This is a genomic window from Saccharothrix sp. BKS2, assembly GCF_047689505.1.
Classification (GTDB): domain Bacteria; phylum Actinomycetota; class Actinomycetes; order Mycobacteriales; family Pseudonocardiaceae; genus Actinosynnema; species Actinosynnema lopnurensis.
Genome location: NZ_JAUQOL010000002.1, coordinates 277,537 through 296,635 on the forward strand (window position 1 = coordinate 277,537; position 19,099 = coordinate 296,635).

The following is a 19,099-nucleotide window of genomic DNA, read 5'->3' on the forward strand; positions in this document are numbered from 1 at the left end:
ATCCGGCCCCGGCCCGCCACCTCAGCCGGTTGCCGCCGGCGCCCTCCACGTGCGCACGATCCCGAACACCCGGGCCGGGCTCACCCGAATTCCCGCACCCGGTCCAGCGTCGGGTAGGACGGCTGCGCGCCGGCCGCCGTCACCGAGAGGGCCGCCACCCGGGCGGCGAACCGCGCGGCCACCGGCAGCGGCTCGCCGTTCGCCAGGCCGGCCGCCAGCGCGCCCGCGAACGCGTCGCCCGCGCCCGTGGTGTCCACGACGGACACCTCGGGCGCGCCCACTTCCGTCACCCCCTCGGGGGTGACGACGAGCGCGCCCCGCGCACCCAGGGTGACCACGGCGGATTTCGGCCCCAGGTCGAGCAGGGCTCCCGGCGAGCCGGCCAGGGCCGCCGCCTCGTGCTCGTTCACGATGAGCGGGTCCAGCAGCGCCAGCGCCGCCGCCGGGACCGGCGCCACGGGCGACAGGTTGAGCACCGGCCGCACCCCGTGCGCGGCGGCCGCCTCGACCGCGCGCGCCACCGTGCCCACGGGGACCTCCAGCGAGCAGGCCAGCACGGAGACGCCGGCCCAGGTCAGGGCGTCCACGTCGGACTCGCCGACGTCCGAGTTCGCGCCGGGCGCGACGACGATCGAGTTCTCGCCGTCCGGGGTGACGGTGATGAAGGCGAGGCCGGTCGGGCGGGTGGAGGTGCGCAGGAGGTCGGTGCGGACGCCGGCCGCCGCCAGCGAGTCGCGCAGCAGGTCGCCGTACCGGTCGGCCCCCACCGCGCCGACGAACGCCACCCCGACCCCGAGCCGCGCGGCGGCGACGGCGGTGTTGGCGCCCTTGCCGCCGGGGAGGACGACCGGGTCGCCCCCGAGCACGGTCTCGCCCGCGCCGGGGCGGCGGGGCACGGGGACCACGAGGTCGGCGTTGGCCGAGCCGAGCACGAGCACCGTCACCCCCCGCACTCTGCCAGGCCGGGAGGCGGCGGTGTGACCGGTTCGGCACGCGACCTGAGTAGTGGTACGGATGCCGGATACACCGATCGGGGGCGACCCTGATCACATGACCGGTATCGGACAGGACCCCCTCGTACGGTTGGCGGACGAGCTGAGCGACCTGGGCCGCCGCCTGGAGGTGGTGGGGCGCGAGCTGCACCGGGTCGGCGATGCCCGGACGGCCTCCGCGCCGATCCCCACGACGGGCCCGGCCACCACCTCGACGGGCCCGGCCGCCGGAGCCGGGGTCAGCGGAGCCGGGGTCGCAGGAGCCGAGGTCACCGACCACCCCGCCGCCGGCCCGGCCCCGACCTCGGCCTGGGCGTCGACCGCGGGTTCGGCCGTGGCTTCGGGCGCGGGTTCGGGCGCGGGTTCGGGTTGGGGCGCGGGTTCGGTTCCCGCTGCGGCCCCGCACCCCGACCCGGCGCAGCACCCGGCCCCGGCTCAGCCCCCGTACCCCACCGCCACCGCCACCGCCACCGCCACCGCCACCGCCCCGCGCCAGACCACGACCCCACCCCGGATCACCCAGCCGTGGCCCCCGACCGCCCCGGGCCCGTTCTCCGGCCCCGCCGCCCCACCGCCCCCGAACCAGGGCTGGGGCACCCCGCCCCCACCCCCCAACTGGTCACCGCCACCCCCGCGCCCCTCCCTCCTCGACCGCCTCGGCCAGGACGGCGCGGGCAGCAAGCTCCTCGCCTGGGTCGGCGGCGCGGTCACCCTCCTGGGCGTCGTCCTGCTCCTGGTCCTCGCGGTCCAGCGCGGCTACCTCGGCCCGCTGCCCCGCGTCCTCGGCGGCGCGGCGCTGGGCCTGGCCCTGGTCGCCACCGGCCTGCGCCTGCACCGCACCCCCGCCAACCGCACGGGCGCGTTCGCCCTGGCCGCCACCGGCATCGCGGTCCTCTACCTCGACGTCGTCGCCGCCACCTCGATCTACGCGTACCTGCCCCCGGGCGGCGGCCTGGTGGCCGGCCTCGCGGTCGCGGGCGGCGGCCTGCTCCTCGCGCTGCGCTGGAACTCGTCGGTCCTGGCCATCGGCGTGGTGGCCGCCTGCGCCGCCTGCGCGCCCGTCCTGACCTCCGGCTCCACCCCGCTGCTCGTCGCGTTCCTGCTGGTCCTCAAGATCGCCGCGAGCCCGGTCCACCTCCGGCGCGACTGGCCGTGGCTCGCGGTCACGGCCGGGGTGCCGCCGCTGCTCGCCGCGGTCCTGTGCCTGGGCCGCCCGGAGGACCAGGTCGCACTGGCCTCGATCGCGCTGGTGGCCGCCGTGGTCGGGGTGGCCGCGGCCGTGCTGACCGCGCGGGTCCGGCCCGGCGACCCGACCGCGGTCGGGCTGGCGGTCGGCTCGCCGGTGCCCGCCCTGCTGACCACCGCGGTCCTCGACCGGGGTCCGGGGGCCGCCGTCGCCGGGGCCGTCGCGGTCGTGATGATCGCCGTGTGGGCCGCCGGGCGGCGGGCGCTGCCCGTGACCTTCCGGGCGGGCGTGGGCGCGGTCGGGGTGTTCGCGGCCTTCCAGGCGACCGCCCTGTTCCTGGACGGCGGCACGCGCGCCGCGGTGGTCCTGGTCGAGGCGCTGGTCCTGGTGCTCCTGGCCAGGCTCCTGTCCTCCAAGGGCCCGCTGCTCGGCGCCACCGCGTTCGGCGCGATCGGCCTGGTGCTGGCGCTGGAGGAGGCGGTGCCGCCGCGGCTGCTGCTGGACGCGCCGCGCCACCCGGACACGGCGGGCTTCCTGGTCTCCGGCGCGCTCACCGCGCTGGTCCTGGGCGCGCTGGCGGTGGTGCTGCCGTGGGTCGCGGCCGAGCTGGGCGCGCTCGACCGCCGCCCGCTCCCGTGGGTCGTCGCGGGAGTGGTGCTGCTGTACGCGGCGGCCGGGGTGGTGCTGTGCGCCGCGCTGCTGGTGTCGCAGGACGTGACCGGTTTCCTCTTCGGTCACACGATCGTGACGGTGTCCTGGACGGTCGCCGCGCTGGTGCTGCTGGTGCGGGGCATCGACCGGAGGTCGCTGCGGGTGGCCGGGTTGGTGCTGGTCGGGGCCGCGGTGGCGAAGCTGCTGCTGTTCGACCTGGCCGCGCTGGACGGGATCGCGCGCGTGCTGGCGTTCATCGGCGCGGGCCTGGTGCTGCTGACCGCGGGCACCCGTTACGCCAAGCTGGTGGCGACCAGGCGGATGTAGGACCATTTCGGGTTGATTCGCCGTGCCGGGGAGCCAAAACCGCACGGGCTGCGTCAACCTGGTGTAGTTCTCTACGTCGTCGGGGCACGACCACCGGTGCGCGAGCGCCGGCAGGGGTCCGGCGCCGGTCGTTTCGCCCCCCGAGCGACCGGCGCCGGGCGCACGGCCGCACCGGGTTCCCCGCTGCCGCCCGTCCCGCCGTCGCGGGCGGCAGCCGGATCACCCGAACCGGCGAGAATGCCACCTGCACGTGTCTCCCGAGTGGAGGCCGGGTGTGCCACGGTGTTCCCTTCCGACCATGTGGGGACGACGACGCACCGCGGCCACGGGCACCGCCGCCCTCCTGCTCGCCGCCGCGCTCTCCGCCGGTCAAGAGGGGTCCCGGGTCGTCACCGTGGCCGACACCGCCGCACCGCGCGCCTACGTGGTGACGCAGGGGGGCAGGCTCCAGGTCGTGGACACCTCGGACGGCACGGTCGTCGGCGGCGCGAGCACCGGTGGCCGGACCACGAGCACGGCGGTGGGCCGGGGCGGGCGCCGGGCCTACGTGGTCCACGGCTGGTCCGGCACGATCACCGCGGTCGACCCGGCCTCGGGCGAGGTCGTCGGCCGCATCCACGCCGGCGCGCCCCTGGCCCACGCCGTGCTGCGCCCGGACGGCGAGCGGCTCTACGTCAGCGGCAGCGGCAGCGTCGCCGTGGTGGACACGAGGTCGTTCCGCCTGGTCGCCGCGGTGCGGGTGGGCGGTCAGCCGCTCGGCCTCGCGGTGTCGCCGGACGGGCGTCACCTGTACGTGGCCAACGCCCAGGACGGCACGGTCCGCGTGCTCGACACCGCGGCCGCCACCGCGGAGACGTCGATCCGGGTCGGCGGGCTGCCCCAGCACGTCGCGACGAGCCCGAGCGGCGACGCGCTCTACGTCAGCTCGCTGGACCTGGGGCAGGGCACCGGCACGGTGTCGATGATCGACCCGAGCACCGCCGGGGTGGTGTGGTCCACGCCGATCGGCCGGGGCGCGGGCAGCGTCGCGGTGACCCCGGACGGCAGGCGGGTCTACGTCGCGCTGGACCGGTCCGTCGCCGTCGTCGACACGGCCACCCGCACGACCAGGAACCTGCCGTTCGCGGCCAGGTCGCTGGCCATCCCTCCGGGTGACGGCCGCGTCTTCCTGGCCACCGGCAAGACCACGACCGTGCTGGACGCCGCAGATGATCGGGTGCTGGCGACGTTCCGGGTCGGCACCCTGGACGACGACGGCCCCGACGCGCGCGCCGAGGCCGTCGCCTTCGAACCGGGGTGACCGGGCCGGCCGGGCCCGGCCAGGTGCGGATCGGCCGGGGCGACCGGACCGGCCGGGTCAGGCGGGTTGCGGGACCTTCCGGTCCTCGTCCTCCGGCGCCTCGTCGTGGATCGCCACCCGCCGCTGGATGCGCCGCAGCGGTCCGGGCGCCCACCAGGCGGCGTCCCCGAGCAGCCTGAGCACCGCGGGCACGAGCAGCACCCGCACCACGGTGGCGTCCAGGGCCAGGGCCAGGATCATGCCCACGCCGACGAACCGCATCATGGTGATCTGCGAGAACGCGAACGCGCCGGTGACCACGATCAGCAGCAGCGCGGCCGCGGTGATCACCCGACCGGTCTTGGCCAGGCCCGCGCTCACCGCCTCCTCGGTCGACGCGCCGCGCCCGCGCGCCTCGACCATCCGGGACAGCAGGAACACCTCGTAGTCGGTGGACAGGCCGAACACCACGGCCGCCATCAGCACCACGATGCCGGACTCCAGCGGCGCGGGCGTCACGCCGAGCAGCGACGCGCCGTGGCCCTCCTGGAAGACCCACACCAGCACGCCGAACGTGGCCGACAGGCTGAGCGCGCTCATCACCACGGCCTTGATCGGCAGCAGCACCGACCCGAACGCGAGGAACATCAGCACGAACGTGGCGCCGACGAGCAGCGCGACCATCCACGGCAGCCGGTCGGCGATCGCGTCGAGGCTGTCGGAGACCATCGCCGTGCTGCCGCCGACGAGCACCTCGTCACCGGGCCCGTCGAGCGCCCGCACGTCGCGCAGCGCCTGCTTGGACGCGTCGCTCAGCGCGTCCTGCTCCAGGGCCGCGTTGATCAGCCAGGTGCCGTTGGCCGGTTCGGCGGCGGGCTGCGCCTCGCCCACCCCGGGCACCGCGCCCACCTCGGTCGCGAACCGCCGCACGTCGTCCGCCGCGGGATCGCCCGTGACCACGATCTTCAGCCCGGAGTTGGACAGCGCGGCGAAGTCGGAGTTGATGGTCTCGGCGGCCACGCGCACCGGGTTGCCCTCGGGCAGCACCTTCTCGGTGACCTCGCCGAACTTCACGTTGAGGAACGGCGCGCCGAGCGCGAGCAGCACCACCACGATCGGCAGCGCGACCAGCACCGGGCGCTTCATCACGCGGCCCGCCAGCCGCCGCCACCCGGCCTCCGAGGGCACCCTGTCCCGGCGCCACGGCAGGGCGAGCTTGTCCACCCGGTGGCCGAGCACGCCCAGCAGCGCGGGCAGCAGGGTCAGCGAGACCAGGGCCGCGATCGCGACCGCCGCCATGCCGCCGTAGCTCAGCGACTTGAGGAAGCCGTGCGGGAACAGCAGCAGGCCGGCCAGGGCGATCACCAGCAGGGTGGCCGAGAACAGCACGGTGCGCCCCGCGGACATGACGGTCCGGCGGACGGCGTCGGGCACGGCGCGGCCGGCGGCCAGCTCCTCGCGGAAGCGGCCGACCACGAACAGGCCGTAGTCGATGGCCATGCCGAGGCCGAGCAGGCTGGCCACGTTGACCGCGAACGAGTTGACGTCCGCGGCGTAGGAGACCGCGTGCAGCACCCCGAGGGAGCCGAGGATCGCCAGGCCGCCGACCAGCACCGGCAGCGAGGCGGCGACCAGGCCGCCGAAGATGACCACGAGCAGCAGCAGCACGATCGGCAGCGACACGGCCTCGGCCTTGGTGAGGTCGGAGGCGGACATGTCGTTGATCGCCTTCTGCGTCGGCACGAGGCCGCCCACGTGGCTCTCCACGCCGTCGACCACGAGCTCCCCGGAGATGCGCTCGTACTGCTTGACCTGCTCGTTCGAGTCGCCGGAGCGCAGCGTGATCACGACGAGCGACTTGTCGCCGCCCGGCGAGGGGATCGGCGGCTGCGCCCTCAGCACGGCGTCGTCGGGCAGCTCGGTCAGCCGCGTGCCGATCTCCTCCAGGCGGGCGGGGTCGGCGGTGCCGTAGACCACGAGCACGTCACCGCTCTGGCGGCCGAACGCGTCCTGGGTGACCTGGTCGGCCCGCGCGGCCTCGCTGCCGGGGGCCTCGTACCCGCCTTGGCCGAGCTTGTCGAAGACCCCCAGCCCCCAGATGCCGCCCACGACGGTGAGCAGCACCGTCGCGATCAGCACCACCCACCGGCGCCGGTACGCCAACGATCCCCACTTCGCGAACACGCGTCCTCCCCGGGCTGGTGGGCTACCGTTGCGTGAATGGCGTGAACTCTGTAAACACCGTTCACTGACCAGGCCCGGAAGGTATACCCGGTGAACACCGTTTACAACCCGATTGGGTGACGTATGACCGAGGCCACCCGCCGAGAACGGCTACGCGCCGAGACCGAACGCGACATCCGGCGCCAGGCCCGCGCCCTGCTCGTGGAGCACGGCCGGGACGCCGTGACGTTGCGTGCCATCGCCCGGGAGCTCGGCGTCACCGCGCCCGCGCTCTACCGGTACTACGACTCGCGCGAGGACCTGCTGCTCAGGCTCGCCGACGACATCTGCACCGACCTGGCCCGCGAGCTCGACGCCGACCTGCTCGGGCTGCCGGAGGACGACGTGACCGCGCAGGTCTACGCGGTGTGCCGGGGCTTCCGGCGCTGGGGCCTGGGCCACCCGCAGGAGTTCGCGCTGGTGTTCGCCTCGGCCGACGCGCAGATCGGCTCGTGCGAGGCCGGCGCCGCGGGCCAGGTCGGCGACCAGTTCGGCCGGGTGTTCCTCCGGGTCGCCGGGAGGCTCATCGCGGCCCACCCGCCGGCCCCGGGCCTCGACGCGGACGTCCCCGCCGAGCTGCACGCCGACCTGGCGGCGTTCCGGCAGGTGCTGGTGACCACGGTCCACGATCAGGGCGTCGAGGTGGACGAGGGCGTGCTCACCCTCGGCGTGGTCTACCGGATCACCCAGTCCTGGGTGCGCCTGTACGGGCACGTGGCCCTGGAGGTGTTCGGGCGCTTCCCCTTCGCGGTGGCCGACCCGGAACCCCTGTTCGACTCCATGCTGGCCGACCTGTTGGGCGATATGGGTCTCCCTGCGCGACGGTGAGCTGCGACTTCCGGGCACACCTGCTGGTCCGTTCGAGGGCTTTTCCCCGATCGGGCGCAACCGGACCGCGAGGAACGGGGTTGCATGGGGCGACCGAAACGACGTGGCGACCCCGGGGCGGGATCATCGTGGGCTCGAACAAGGGATCCGGCGGCGGAGGCGTCGCCCTGGTCGCCGCGGTGCTGGTCGTCCTGGCCGGGGCCGGCGGCGCGGGCGGCGCGGCGCTGAACTCGGGCGCGGGCGGCGCCGGTGGCGTGGCGCCCGTGACCAGTGTCGGCGTGCTCAAGTGGGACGCGAAGCGGTCGGCCCGCGGCGGCGACACCGAGGGCGCGATGCGGCACCTGGGCGTGCGCATCGACAAGCAGGCGCTCAAGCAGGAGCCGGACTGCCTGGAGAACTCGTTCGGCGAGGTCCGGAACTTCTTCGCGCGCAACCCGTGCACGGCCCTGGACCGGCTGCTGCTGGCCGTGGGCGACGGGGCGGGCAACGCCTCGGTGGTGTCGGTCGCGTGGGTGACGTTCCCCGGCCGCAACCAGGCGCGGCAGTTCGACCGGGTGATCGGCTCGCACGGCTCGGGCGACGTGCGGCCCCTCAGCACCGCGCTGACCGGCATGGCCGAGGTGTCGTTCACCGCCGCCCACTACTGGTCGGAGATCCGGGACACCACGATCGCCATCGCCGAGGCGGAACCGGCGGCCGGGTCGGTCGACCCCGAGCTGCTCGACGCGCTGGCCGAGGTCGCCGCCCAGCTGCCGCGGCCCTGACGCGTCGGGGCGGGTCCGGCGGACCCGCCCCGGCCACCTCACAGCACCAGGTTCACCAGCCGGCCGGGCACCACGATCACCTTGCGCGGCTCGCCGCCGTTCAGCAGCTCGACCACCTTCTCCTCGGCCAGCGCCGCCGCCCGGACCTCGTCCTGCGACGCCGACGCGGCGACGACCACGCGGGCCTTCACCTTGCCGTTGACCTGGATCGGGTACTCCACGGTGTCCTCGACCAGGTAGGACTCGTCCGCGGCCGGGAACGGGCCGTGCGCCAGCGACTCGCCGTGGCCCAGCCTGGCCCACAGCTCCTCGGCCACGTGCGGGCTCAGCGGGGCCAGCATCAGCGCCAGCGGCTCGGCCAGCGCGCGCGGCGCCCCACCCGGGAAGTGCTTGGTGACGTGGTTGTTCAGCTCGATCAGCTTCGCGCCCGCCGTGTTGTAGCGCAGGTTCGCGTAGTCCTCGTGCACGCCCGCGATGGTCTTGTGCAGCAGGCGCAGCGCGTCCTCGCCCGGCTCCTCGTCGGTGACGCGCAGCTCGCCCGTGGTCTCGTCGACCAGGTTGCGCCACAGCCGCTGGAGGAACCGCTGCGCGCCGACGACGTCCTTCGTCGCCCACGGCCGCGACACGTCCATCGGGCCCATCGACATCTCGTACAGCCGGAACGTGTCCGCGCCGTACTTGTCGCACATCTCGTCCGGCGTGACGACGTTCCTCAGGCTCTTGCCCATCTTGCCGTACTCGCGGCGCACCTCCTCGCCCTCGAAGAAGTACTTGCCGTCGCGCTCCTCCACCTGCTCGGCGGGCACGGGGGTGCCGCGCGGGTCGCGGTACGCGTACGCCTCGACGTAGCCCTGGTTGAACAGCCGCCGGTACGGCTCGTCGGCGGACACGTGGCCCAGGTCGAACAGGACCTTCTGCCAGAACCGCGCGTACAGCAGGTGCAGCACCGCGTGCTCCACGCCGCCGATGTACAGGTCGACGCCGCCCGGGTCGTCCGCCCCGTGCTCGGCGTCGCGCGGGCCCAGCCAGTACCGCTCGTTCTCGGCGTTGACGAACCGCTGGTCCTCGGTCGGGTCCACGTACCGCAGCTGGTACCAGCACGAACCCGCCCAGTTGGGCATGGTGTTGGTCTCCCGGCGGTACCTCTTCGGGCCGTCGCCCAGGTCCAGCTCGACGGTCACCCAGTCCTCGGCGCGCGACAGCGGCGGTGACGGCTCGGAGTTCGCGTCCTCCGGGTCGAACGTGCGCGGCGAGTAGTCGTCCACGTCCGGCAGCTCGATCGGCAGCATCGACTCCGGCACGGCGATCGGCGTGCCGTCCTCGTCGTAGACGATCGGGAACGGCTCGCCCCAGTACCGCTGCCGGGAGAACAGCCAGTCGCGCAGCTTGAACTGCACGGTGCCCTCGCCGCGGCCCTGCCCCTCCAGCCAGGCGATGACCTGCCGCTTCGCCTCGTCCACGCCCAGGCCGTCCAGGAAGCCGGAGTTGATCGCCGGGCCCTGGCCGGTGAACGCCTCGCCCTCGAAGTCCTCCGGCGGCTGGACGGTGCGGACGACCGGCAGGTCGAACGCCTTGGCGAAGTCCCAGTCGCGCTGGTCCTGGCCGGGCACCGCCATGATCGCGCCGGTGCCGTAGCCCATCAGCACGTAGTCCGCGACGTACACGGGCAGGCGGGAGCCGTTGGCCGGGTTGGTGGCGTGGGCGCCGGTGAAGACGCCGGTCTTCTCCTTGTTCTCCTGCCGGTCCAGCTCGGACTTGCGGGCCACCTCGCGCCGGTAGTCCGCGATCTCCCCGGCCCGCTCGGGCGCGGTGATGACGTCGACCAGCGGGTGCTCCGGGGCCAGCACCAGGTACGTGGCGCCGAACAGCGTGTCGGGGCGGGTGGTGAAGACCTCGATGTCGTGCTCGCCGACCGCGAAGCGCACGCGCGCGCCGTGGGAGCGGCCGATCCAGTTCCGCTGCATCGACTTGACCTTCTCCGGCCAGTCCAGCCGCTCCAGGTCGTCGATCAGCCGGTCGGAGTAGGCGGTGATCCGCATCATCCACTGGCGCAGGTTGCGGCGGAACACCGGGAAGTTGCCGCGCTCGCTGCGGCCGTCCGAGGTGACCTCCTCGTTCGCCAGCACGGTGCCCAGGCCGGGGCACCAGTTCACCGGCGCCTCGGACAGGTAGGCCAGGCGGTGGCGGCCCAGCAGCTTCTGCCGCTCGGCGCCGGTCAGGTCGGCCCACGGCGCGCCGCCGGTCTCGCGCTCACCGGAGGCGAACTCGGCCTCCAGCTCGGCGATCGGCCGGGCCCGGCGCAGCCGCGCGTCGTACCAGGAGTTGTAGATCTGCAGGAAGATCCACTGGGTCCACCGGTAGTAGGCCGGGTCGATCGTGGAGATGCGGCGGCGCTCGTCGTGGCCCAGGCCCAGCCTGCGGATCTGCCGCAGGTAGGTCTGGATGTTGTCCTCGGTGGTCTTGCGCGGGTGCTGGCCGGTCTGCACGGCGTACTGCTCGGCGGGCAGGCCGAAGGCGTCGAAGCCCATCGTGTGCAGCACGTTGCGGCCGTTCATCCGGTGGTACCGGGCGAAGACGTCCGTGCCGATGAAGCCCAGCGGGTGGCCCACGTGCAGGCCGGCGCCCGACGGGTAGGGGAACATGTCCTGCACGAACAGCTTGTCCGCGGGCACGTCGCCCTGGAGCGGACCGACCGGGTTGGGCGCGTGGAAGGTGCCCTGCTCCTCCCAGCGCTGCTGCCACCGCTGCTCGATCTCGCCGGCCAGTTCGGCGGTGTAGCGGAAGGCGGGCTTCTCGTCCGCCGCGTCGGTGCTCATCGGGATGTCCCTCTCCATCGGTACCTGCCCCTGACATGACGAAACCCCCCAGCCCTGTTCCGGGCATGAGGGGTTGCCGCGCCGACCTGGCCCTGCGAGGTCTGCGCGGCTAACTAAGGAGCAGGCGGGCCTTGCTCATGACTCCCACGGTATCAGCGCGGCGCAAGCGAACTGCAACGAACCTCACGTCGGGGTTGGTTCGGGCGGGGGCGGGGGTGCGGCCTACCCTCGTCAGGGTGAACATCCTGCTGGCTGTGGTGCTCGGTCTGGTCGGTGTCGCCTTCGCCGCGATCGGCTCCCTGGGCCTGCGCGGGCGGCTGCGCCGCAACCCCCTCGTCGGCGTGCGCACGAAGGCGGCGCTGCGCGACGACGAGGCGTTCGCGCTGGCCAACCGGGTCGCCGGGGTGCCGAACGCAGGTGCGGGCGCGGTCGCGCTGGTGTGCGGCCTGGTCGTGCTGTTCGCCCCGACCCCGGCGACGGCCCTGGTCGTGAGCCTGATCGGCCTTATCGGCGCCGTGGCCCTGGCGGTGGCCGGCGGCCTGGCGGGTCACCGGGCGGCCGCGGCGCTGCCCGAGCCGGAGCCGGCCGGCGGGTGCGGCGGCTGCGCCTGCGCCGGCGCCTGCAGCGTCCTGACCAAGGCCTAACCCCCGCGAGTCGTACCTACAGACCCCGCGAGTCGTACGTTCAGGACCCCCGAATTCAGTGTTCGCGACCCCTCCCGGGGTTCTGAACGTTGAACTCGGGGGTCCTGGACGTACGACACGGTGGTCCTGGACGTACGACTCGCGGGGTCTGGACGTACGACTCGCGCGGGGTCAGTTGCGGCGGATGTCGGTGGGGTAGGTGGCCAGCAGGGCGTTGGGCAGGCCCTGGCGGCGGAGGACGCGGCCCCACAGGTCGACGTTCGGCGGGGTGAGGACGTCGTCCGGCAGGCCCTTGACCACGATCCAGTCGCCGCGGGAGACCTCGCCCGCCAGCTGGCCCTCGCCCCAGCCCGCGTAGCCGACGAACACGCGCAGGCCGCGCACCTTCGGCGCGAGGGCGTCCGGGTCCGCGTCCAGGTCGACCAGCGCCACCGGACCGTGCACGCCAACCACGCCTTCGAGTGAACCCATGTCCTCGCCGGTGCGCAGGGCCGCGAGGCACAGCGCCGTCTTCTGCTCCACCGGGCCGCCGATGTAGACCGCCTGCGGCCGGGTGACGTGGGGCCCCCACGCGGGCAGCACGTCGTCGACCGCCACCTCGCTGGGCCGGTTCAGCACGACGCCGAGGGTTCCCCCGTCCCGGTGGTCGATGACGTAGACCACCGTGCGGCGGAAGTTCGAGTCGGTCAGGCTCGGTGCCGCGACCAGCAGGGAACCCGGTTCGACGTCGACATCAGGGCGCACGATGAGCATGATCCCAGATCCGCTGCGACGCACTCGGCGGGGAACATCCGGGTTACCGTTGTCGTTGTACGACCCGTCAGGCGCCATCGAGTCCCCCGGGCCCACTCAAAACCGCCTTCGCGGAATACCGTCCGGCTGGAGCCGCGCAGCGCGAAGCGCCGAGAGGCGACCGGGCGCCTGGCACCGGGGGGCCGGACCCGAAAGGGTCCGGCCTTCGCGGTTTTCCCCGGCGGTCGTGCGCCACGACCGCCCCGCGGTCCGCTGCCACCGGGCCACCGGGCCGGCGGACCGACCGGGACCAGGCCGACGAGAGGCAGAGGCTCAAACTCGTGACCACCGCCGGGAGCACCGCGGCACAGCACCACCTCGGCACCCGCAAGCTCCTCGCCGCGGCGCGGTTCCGCAGGCTGCTGGCCTCCCGGCTGGCCGCCCAGTGGGGCGACGGCCTGTTCCAGGCGGGTCTCGCGGGCGCGGTGCTGTTCAACCCCGAGCGCCACGCCGACCCGCTCGCCGTGGCCGCCGGGTTCGCCGTGCTGCTGCTGCCGTACTCGGTGGTCGGCCCGTTCGCGGGCGCCCTGCTCGACCGGTGGGACCGCCGCCGGGTGCTGGTGGCGGCGAACCTCATCCGCGGCCTGTTCGTCGTGCTCACCGCCGCCGCCGTCGCCCTCGGGCTGGACGGCGTGCCGCTCTACGCGGCGGCGCTGCTGGTCACCGGGGTGAGCCGGTTCGTCGGCTCGGGCCTGTCCGCGTCCCTGCCGCACGTGGTCGACCAGGACCACCTGGTCGAGGCCAACGCGTTCGCCGCCACGCTCGGCGCGCTGGCCGCCGTGACGGGCGCGGGCTGCGCGGTCGCGCTGCGGGGCCTGTTCGGCGCGGGCGACGGCGGTTCGGCGTCGACCACGGCGTTCGCCCTGCTGGGCTCGCTGCTGGCCGCGTGGCTGGCGTCCCGCTTCCGGCCCGGCGCCCTGGGCCCCGACGAGGTGGTGGAGCCCAACCGCACGGCCACCGCGGTCGCCATGGGCCTGCTGGACGGCGCGCGGGCGGTCTGGCGGACGCCGAGCGTGGCGGCGGCGCTGCTCGCGCTGCTGGCGCACCGGGCCGCGTTCGGCGCGTCGCTGCTGCTCACGCTGCTGCTGATGCGCAACACCTTCACCGACTTCGGCCCGTTCAAGGCGGGCATGGCCGGGCTGGGCGAGGTCGCCGTCGCGGGCGGCGCGGGCATCCTGCTCGCGGGACTGGTCACCGACCGCCTGGTGGACGTGCTGGGCCGGCGCGGCGCGGTGTGCGCCGCGCTGCTGCTGGCCGCGGTCACCCAGCTGGGGCTGGGCCTGCCGATGCTGCTGCCGACCACGCTGGCCGCGTCGTTCCTGCTGACCTTCGCGGGCCAGGTGGTGAAGCTGTGCGTGGACGCGGCCGTGCAGGGCGACATCGGCGACGAGGTCCGCGGCCGGGTGTTCGCCCTGTACGACACGCTGTTCAACATCATGCAGGTGGCCGCCGTCACCGCCGCGGCGGCCGTGGTGCCCCTGGACGGCCGGTCGGCCGGCCTGGTGGTCGCCGCGACGGTGGCGTACCTGCTCGGTCTCGCCGGTTACCTGCTGCTGAGCAGGCGGGGGACGGCACCGGGGTGACGTCCCCGCGCCGGGCTCAGCGCGGCAGCGGCAGGCGGATCATCCCCGTTTCGTGGGCGTAGACCACCGCGGCCATCCGGTCGCGCAGGTTCAGCGCTCTCAGGATCTCGACGACCACCACCCCCACCTGGATGTGGCTGATCGCCAGCACCCGCGCTATCTCGTGATCGGCCAACCCGCGGGCCAGGCACCGCAGCACCGCCCGCTGCCGATCGGTCAACGTCTCCGGCCCCTGCACCCGGGTGCCCCCCTCGGACAATCCCCAAGCGTTCATGCGACACCACCCCCAGTGCGCGTCTGACGCACACAGTCATGGTCCCGCAACGGGCTGTCACTGGCCAAGGGAAACGACCCGGATAGGTCATCAGGGGCAACCGGTTGGCGGCTCCACGCCCTCCGCCCGCGCCCACGCGAGCAGCTCCGCGACGGCCTCGTCGTGGTCGAGCGGCCCCCGGTCGAGGCGCAGTTCCTTGAGGAACTTCCACGCCCGGCCGACCAGCGGGCCCGGCGGGAGGCCGAGCAGCCGCATGATCTCGTTGCCGTCCAGGTCGGGCCGGACGCGCCGCAGGTCCTCCTCGGCGGCGATCCGCTCGATGCGGCGCTCCAGGTCGTCGTAGGTGCGCTGGAGGGCGTTGGCCTTGCGCTTGTTGCGGGTGGTGCAGTCGGCCCGGACGAGCTTGTGCAGGCGCGACAGCACCGGGCCCGCGTCGGTCACGTACCGGCGCACCGCCGAGTCGGTCCACTCCCCGGTGCCGTAGCCGTGGAAGCGCAGGTGGAGGTACACCAGCTGGGCGACGTCCTCGTTGATGTCCTTGGCGTACTTCAGGGCGCGCAAACGCTTGCGGACCATCTTCGCGCCGACCACCTCGTGGTGGTGGAACGAGACCCCGCCGCCCTCCTCGAACCGCCGCGTGCCCGGCTTGCCGATGTCGTGCAGCAGGGCCGCGAGGCGCAGCACCAGGTCCGGCTCGGGCCCGTCCTCCAGGTCGATCGCCTGCTCCAGGACCACCAGGGAGTGGTGGTAGACGTCCTTGTGCTGGTGGTGCTCGTCGATCTCCAGCTTCATCGCGGGCAGCTCGGGCAGCACGACGTCCGCCAGCCCGGTGTCGACCACGAGCTCCACGCCCGCGCGCGGGTGCTCGCCGGTGAGCAGCTTGGACACCTCGACCTGGACGCGCTCGGCGGTGATGCGGCCGAGCTCGCCGGCCATCGCGGTCATCGCCTCGCGGACGCGCGGCGCCACCCGGAAGCCCAGCTGGGAGACGAAGCGGGCGGCGCGCAGCATCCGCAGCGGGTCGTCGGAGAACGACTCCTGCGGGGTGGCCGGCGTGTCCAGGACCCGGTCGCGCAGCGCCCCCCGGCCGTCGGTCGGGTCGATGAGCACGCGGTTGACCACGTCGTAGGCCATGGCGTTGACGGTGAAGTCCCGGCGGACCAGGTCGCCCTCGACGGTGTCGCCGAAGGTCACCTCGGGGTTGCGGCTGACGCCGTCGTAGGTCTCGGCGCGGAACGTGGTGACCTCGACGGTCCGCCCGTGCTTGGTCGCGCCGACCGTGCCGAACGCGATGCCGGTGTCCCAGATCGCGTCCGCCCAGCCCTTGAGCAGGGCGGTGATCCGGTCGGGCCGGGCGTCGGTGGTGAAGTCGAGGTCGCCGGACAGGCGCCCGAGCACGGCGTCCCGCACGCTGCCGCCCACCAGGTAGAGGCGGTGACCGGCCGCGTCGAAGCGGGCGGCCAGCTCTTCGACGACGGGTGAGGCGCTCAGCAGTTCCACCACGGCATTGTCCTGCCCGGTGGGGCTGGGTGCGGTGGGGACGTTCGATCCGGACACGGGGAGCCAGGGTACTGGGCGCGCGCTCCTCGCCCGAACGAGTTCGCGTCGCCCACCGGGCGCCGGGGACCGCGCGACCACCGCGCGACCTCCCGGGGCCGATCCGTGCCCGCGACCGGCGGGGCCGAGCGTGAGCGACCCTGTGCAACATGACCGCCACGCCCCGTAATCGCTGGTCCGCATTACGATCGGGACCATGCCCCAGTCGTCCGGTCGCTCCGGCGGTCCCAAGCCGAGGCGCCGCAACCGGCGCCGGGGTCGTCGGCTGAAGACCGTCGACGAGACCTCGGCGGGCGGGCTGGTGCTGGACTTCCAGAGGCGCGCGGCCGCCGTCATCGGGCGGCTGGACCGGCGCGGGCGCCTCCTGTGGTCCCTGCCGAAGGGGCACATCGAGGCCGGTGAGACCGCGGAGCAGACCGCGGTGCGCGAGGTCGCCGAGGAGACCGGTATTCATAGCAGGGTGCTCCGGCCGCTCGGTTCGATCGACTACTGGTTCGTCGCCGAGGACCGGCGGGTGCACAAGACCGTCCACCACTTCCTGCTGGAGGCGCTGGGCGGTGAGCTGTCCGACGAAGACGTGGAGGTCACCGAGGTGGCGTGGGTGCCCCTTGGCGAACTGGACGAGCGGCTCGCCTACGCGGACGAGCGCCGGCTGGTGCGCCGCGCCGCCGAGCTGATCGCCGAGCGCGACAGCACCGAGCACGACAGCACCCGGTGCGACGGCGCCGGGTACCAGAACACGGGGTACCGCACGACCGGGTACCGGACGGACGGAGCGGAGTCGGCGTGAAACGGCTGCTGGCCGCACTCGCGGTGGCCGGGTTGGTCATGGTCACCTCACCCGCGCACGCGGCGACCCAGGACGGCAGGCTGCCGGTCCGACCGGCCCCCGCCACCCAGGTGTGGGCCACCCGGGCGGTGACCGGCCAACCCGGCCAGCAGTCGCAGGTCTACCTGCGCCTGGACGTGGAGGAGCTGAGCCCGCGGGTGGTCACGGCGGGCACGGACTCGGTCCGGATCCGCGGCAAGGTCGTCAACGTCGGCGACCGGTTCATCGAGGACATCGAGCTGCGCCTGGAGCGCGGCGAGGCGCTGACCGACGAGGCCGACGTCCGCCAGGCGCTGCGGGAACCCGCCGACGCGGAGTTCGTGCAGCCCTCGTTCACCCCGATCGTGGACCGCCTGGAGCGGGACGAGTCCAAGCCGTTCGAGCTGACCGTGCCGCTGCGCGGCGCCGGCCGGACCTCGCTCCAGGTCGAGGAGCCGGGCATCTACCCGATCCTGGCCAACATCAACGGCACCCCCGACTTCGGCGGCCGGGCCCGGCTGGCCGCGCTGAGCACGCTGCTGCCGGTCCTGTCGGTGCCCGGCGGCGTGGCGCCCGCGCCGCCCGCGAACCCGGCCAAGATCACCGTGCTGTGGCCGCTGGCCGACCGGCCGCGGATCGCCGGCACGAACCCGACCGTGCTCACCGACGACGAGCTGGCGGACTCGCTGGCCATGCGCGGTCGCCTGTGGGGCCTGCTCAAGGGCTACCAGTCGGCGTTGAACAGCGGGCTGGGGCAGGGCGTGTGCCTGGCCGTCGACCCGGACCTGCTGCGCACGGTCGCCGCCATGGCCGAGGGCTACGAGGTGCGCGGCCAGGGCGCGGGCCGGGGCGAGGGCGAGGCCGAGCTGTGGCTGTCGCAGCTGAAGCTGTCGGCGAGCGGCCGGTGCGTGATCGCGCTGCCGGACGCGGGCGCGGACGTGGTCGCGCTGTCCCGCGCCCGGCTCACCGACCTGGGCCGGCTGGCGCTGGCCGGCGCGGACGTCGTGCGCGAGGTGCTGGAGGTGCAGCCGACGGAGGGCCTGACCTGGCCCGAGGACGGCGTGCTCGACCAGCAGGCGCTGGACGACCTGGTCGCGGGCGGCGTCACCTCGCTCGTGCTCGACCAGTCGGCGGTGGCGGGCACGCCCGGCACCGGGCCGGTCCGGCTCGACGCGGGCGACCCGGGCAACAGCCCGGACGACGGCACCCCGGAGAGCACCCCCGCCACCACGCCGGGCACCACCCCGGCCGCCCCCGCCGACGGCACCACCGACCCCGCCGCCGACCCCGCCCCCGGCAGCCCCGAGGACGGGACCGCAGCCGCCGAGGACCGGACCGTCAAGGCCGTGCGCATCGACGGGATGGTGTCCGACGCGCTCCGGGGCGCGGCGGAGACCCGGCCGGTGGCGGGCGTGACCACCCCGACCGAGACGCGCCCGGTGTCGGTGCAGAACGCGCTGGCCGCGCTGACCTTCCGGACCGCCTTCCAGAGCACCGGCCAGCACGTGGTGCTCGCGCCCCCGCGCCGCTGGAACGCGCCGACCGGCGAGGTGGAGACCCTCATCCGCACGACGGAGTCCCTGGTCGGCGACGGTTTCGCCACGCCGGTCGGACTGGGCTCGCTGCTCGCGGGCACGCCCGAGCAGGCGGCCGCCCTGAGCTACCCGGTCGAGTCGGGCGCGCGCGAGGTGCCGCCCGCGGTGACCGCCGAGGTGGCCGCCTCCTGGGACGAGGTGCGGCTGCTGGCCGACTCGATGAGCCAGCAGGACGCGGCCTCGGCCGAGCCCGCCGACCTGGTCGACCCGCTGCGGCTGGACCTGCTGCGCGCGGTGTCCGGGGCGTGGCGCGGCAACGAGGCCGGGGCGCGCACCGCGCTGGCGGTCGGCCGCGAGCAGGTCGACGGGCTGCTGAGCCAGGTCACGGTCACCGAGCCGAACAGCCCGATCCTGCTCGGCTCGGGGGACAGCCCGATCCCGCTGTCGGTGAAGAACCGGCTGGACGTGCGGGTGACCGTGCGGGTGGTGATCGAGGACACACCGGGCATCGACGCGCAGGACGAGCAGGTGTACCAGCTGCCCGCGCGCGGCGACCGGCTGGTGCCCGTGCAGGTGGAGGTGCAGCGGTCCGGGCGGTTCCCGGTGCACGTCCGGCTGGTCACGGCCAGCGGGGTCGAGCTCGGTGAACGGGCCCGGTTGGAGGTGTCGTCCTCGGTGTACGGGACGATCACCGTCGTCATCACCGGCTTGGCGGGCGCCGCGCTGGTCCTGCTGTCGGCCCGGCGCATCTACCGCCGGGTGCGGGCGGCGCGGACGGCCGCCGTGCGGGTGCCGGACGACGCCGGCGGCATCACGCCGGAGAAGTCGAGCACGAGTTGA

General features: G+C 74.4%; 14 protein-coding genes. 8 read left to right on the forward strand and 6 right to left on the reverse strand.

Annotated features, from left to right (window positions below):
• Window positions 1-80 precede the first annotated feature (80 nt).
• Complete coding sequence (locus Q5530_RS03890) at window positions 81-938, reverse strand: PfkB family carbohydrate kinase (RefSeq protein ID WP_415361168.1); 858 nt, start codon at window positions 936-938, stop codon at window positions 81-83.
• A 112-nt stretch (window positions 939-1,050) separates the two neighbouring features.
• Between Q5530_RS03890 and Q5530_RS03895 the strand changes: the two genes are divergently transcribed.
• The gene (locus Q5530_RS03895) at window positions 1,051-3,156 is read left to right on the forward strand and encodes a DUF2339 domain-containing protein (protein ID WP_415360757.1); all 2,106 of its coding nucleotides are present in this window, start codon (window positions 1,051-1,053) and stop codon (window positions 3,154-3,156) included.
• Between the two features lie 298 nt (window positions 3,157-3,454).
• Complete coding sequence (locus Q5530_RS03900) at window positions 3,455-4,456, forward strand: PQQ-binding-like beta-propeller repeat protein (RefSeq protein WP_415360758.1); 1,002 nt, start codon at window positions 3,455-3,457, stop codon at window positions 4,454-4,456.
• 57 nt (window positions 4,457-4,513) lie between these two features.
• Here the strand turns inward: Q5530_RS03900 and Q5530_RS03905 are convergent, their stop codons facing one another.
• The gene (locus Q5530_RS03905) at window positions 4,514-6,619 is read right to left on the reverse strand and encodes an MMPL family transporter (RefSeq protein ID WP_415360759.1); all 2,106 of its coding nucleotides are present in this window, start codon (window positions 6,617-6,619) and stop codon (window positions 4,514-4,516) included.
• Window positions 6,620-6,742: 123 nt separating this feature from the next.
• On the opposite strand from Q5530_RS03905, the gene Q5530_RS03910 reads away from it, so the two are divergent.
• Both Q5530_RS03910 and Q5530_RS03915 read left to right on the forward strand, forming a co-directional pair.
• Window positions 6,743-7,486, forward strand: coding sequence for a TetR/AcrR family transcriptional regulator (locus Q5530_RS03910; RefSeq protein ID WP_415360760.1), 744 nt, complete (start codon window positions 6,743-6,745; stop codon window positions 7,484-7,486).
• Window positions 7,487-7,614: 128 nt separating this feature from the next.
• Window positions 7,615-8,250 carry a hypothetical protein gene (locus tag Q5530_RS03915; protein WP_415360761.1) on the forward strand — a complete coding sequence of 212 codons (636 nt, stop codon included), beginning with the start codon at window positions 7,615-7,617 and terminating at the stop codon, window positions 8,248-8,250.
• 38 nt (window positions 8,251-8,288) lie between these two features.
• Here Q5530_RS03915 and leuS read toward each other — a convergent pair whose 3' ends face one another.
• Window positions 8,289-11,066, reverse strand: coding sequence for a leucine--tRNA ligase (leuS, locus tag Q5530_RS03920; RefSeq protein WP_415360762.1), 2,778 nt, complete (start codon window positions 11,064-11,066; stop codon window positions 8,289-8,291).
• 236 nt (window positions 11,067-11,302) lie between these two features.
• Here leuS and Q5530_RS03925 point away from each other — a divergent pair, with 236 nt between their 5' ends.
• Complete coding sequence (locus tag Q5530_RS03925; protein ID WP_415360764.1) at window positions 11,303-11,710, forward strand: SdpI family protein; 408 nt, start codon at window positions 11,303-11,305, stop codon at window positions 11,708-11,710.
• A gap of 171 nt (window positions 11,711-11,881) precedes the next feature.
• Here Q5530_RS03925 and Q5530_RS03930 read toward each other — a convergent pair whose 3' ends face one another.
• Window positions 11,882-12,463 carry a YqgE/AlgH family protein gene (locus Q5530_RS03930; RefSeq protein ID WP_380639476.1) on the reverse strand — a complete coding sequence of 194 codons (582 nt, stop codon included), beginning with the start codon at window positions 12,461-12,463 and terminating at the stop codon, window positions 11,882-11,884.
• A 320-nt stretch (window positions 12,464-12,783) separates the two neighbouring features.
• Between Q5530_RS03930 and Q5530_RS03935 the strand changes: the two genes are divergently transcribed.
• Window positions 12,784-14,085 (forward strand): MFS transporter, encoded by a 1,302-nt coding sequence (locus Q5530_RS03935; RefSeq protein WP_415360765.1) that lies wholly within the window; start codon window positions 12,784-12,786, stop codon window positions 14,083-14,085.
• Window positions 14,086-14,101: 16 nt separating this feature from the next.
• Here Q5530_RS03935 and Q5530_RS03940 read toward each other — a convergent pair whose 3' ends face one another.
• Together Q5530_RS03940 and Q5530_RS03945 are read right to left on the reverse strand one after the other, a co-directional pair.
• Window positions 14,102-14,359 carry a helix-turn-helix domain-containing protein gene (locus Q5530_RS03940; protein WP_380639472.1) on the reverse strand — a complete coding sequence of 86 codons (258 nt, stop codon included), beginning with the start codon at window positions 14,357-14,359 and terminating at the stop codon, window positions 14,102-14,104.
• A gap of 90 nt (window positions 14,360-14,449) precedes the next feature.
• Window positions 14,450-16,099, reverse strand: coding sequence for a CCA tRNA nucleotidyltransferase (locus Q5530_RS03945; protein WP_415361169.1), 1,650 nt, complete (start codon window positions 16,097-16,099; stop codon window positions 14,450-14,452).
• Window positions 16,100-16,112: 13 nt separating this feature from the next.
• Between Q5530_RS03945 and Q5530_RS03950 the strand changes: the two genes are divergently transcribed.
• The gene (locus Q5530_RS03950) at window positions 16,113-16,706 is read left to right on the forward strand and encodes an NUDIX hydrolase (RefSeq protein WP_415360767.1); all 594 of its coding nucleotides are present in this window, start codon (window positions 16,113-16,115) and stop codon (window positions 16,704-16,706) included.
• On the forward strand, window positions 16,703-19,099 hold the full coding sequence (locus Q5530_RS03955) for a DUF6049 family protein (protein WP_415360769.1): 2,397 nt from the start codon (window positions 16,703-16,705) through the stop codon (window positions 19,097-19,099). Before Q5530_RS03950 ends, Q5530_RS03955 begins: the two co-directional genes overlap by 4 nt.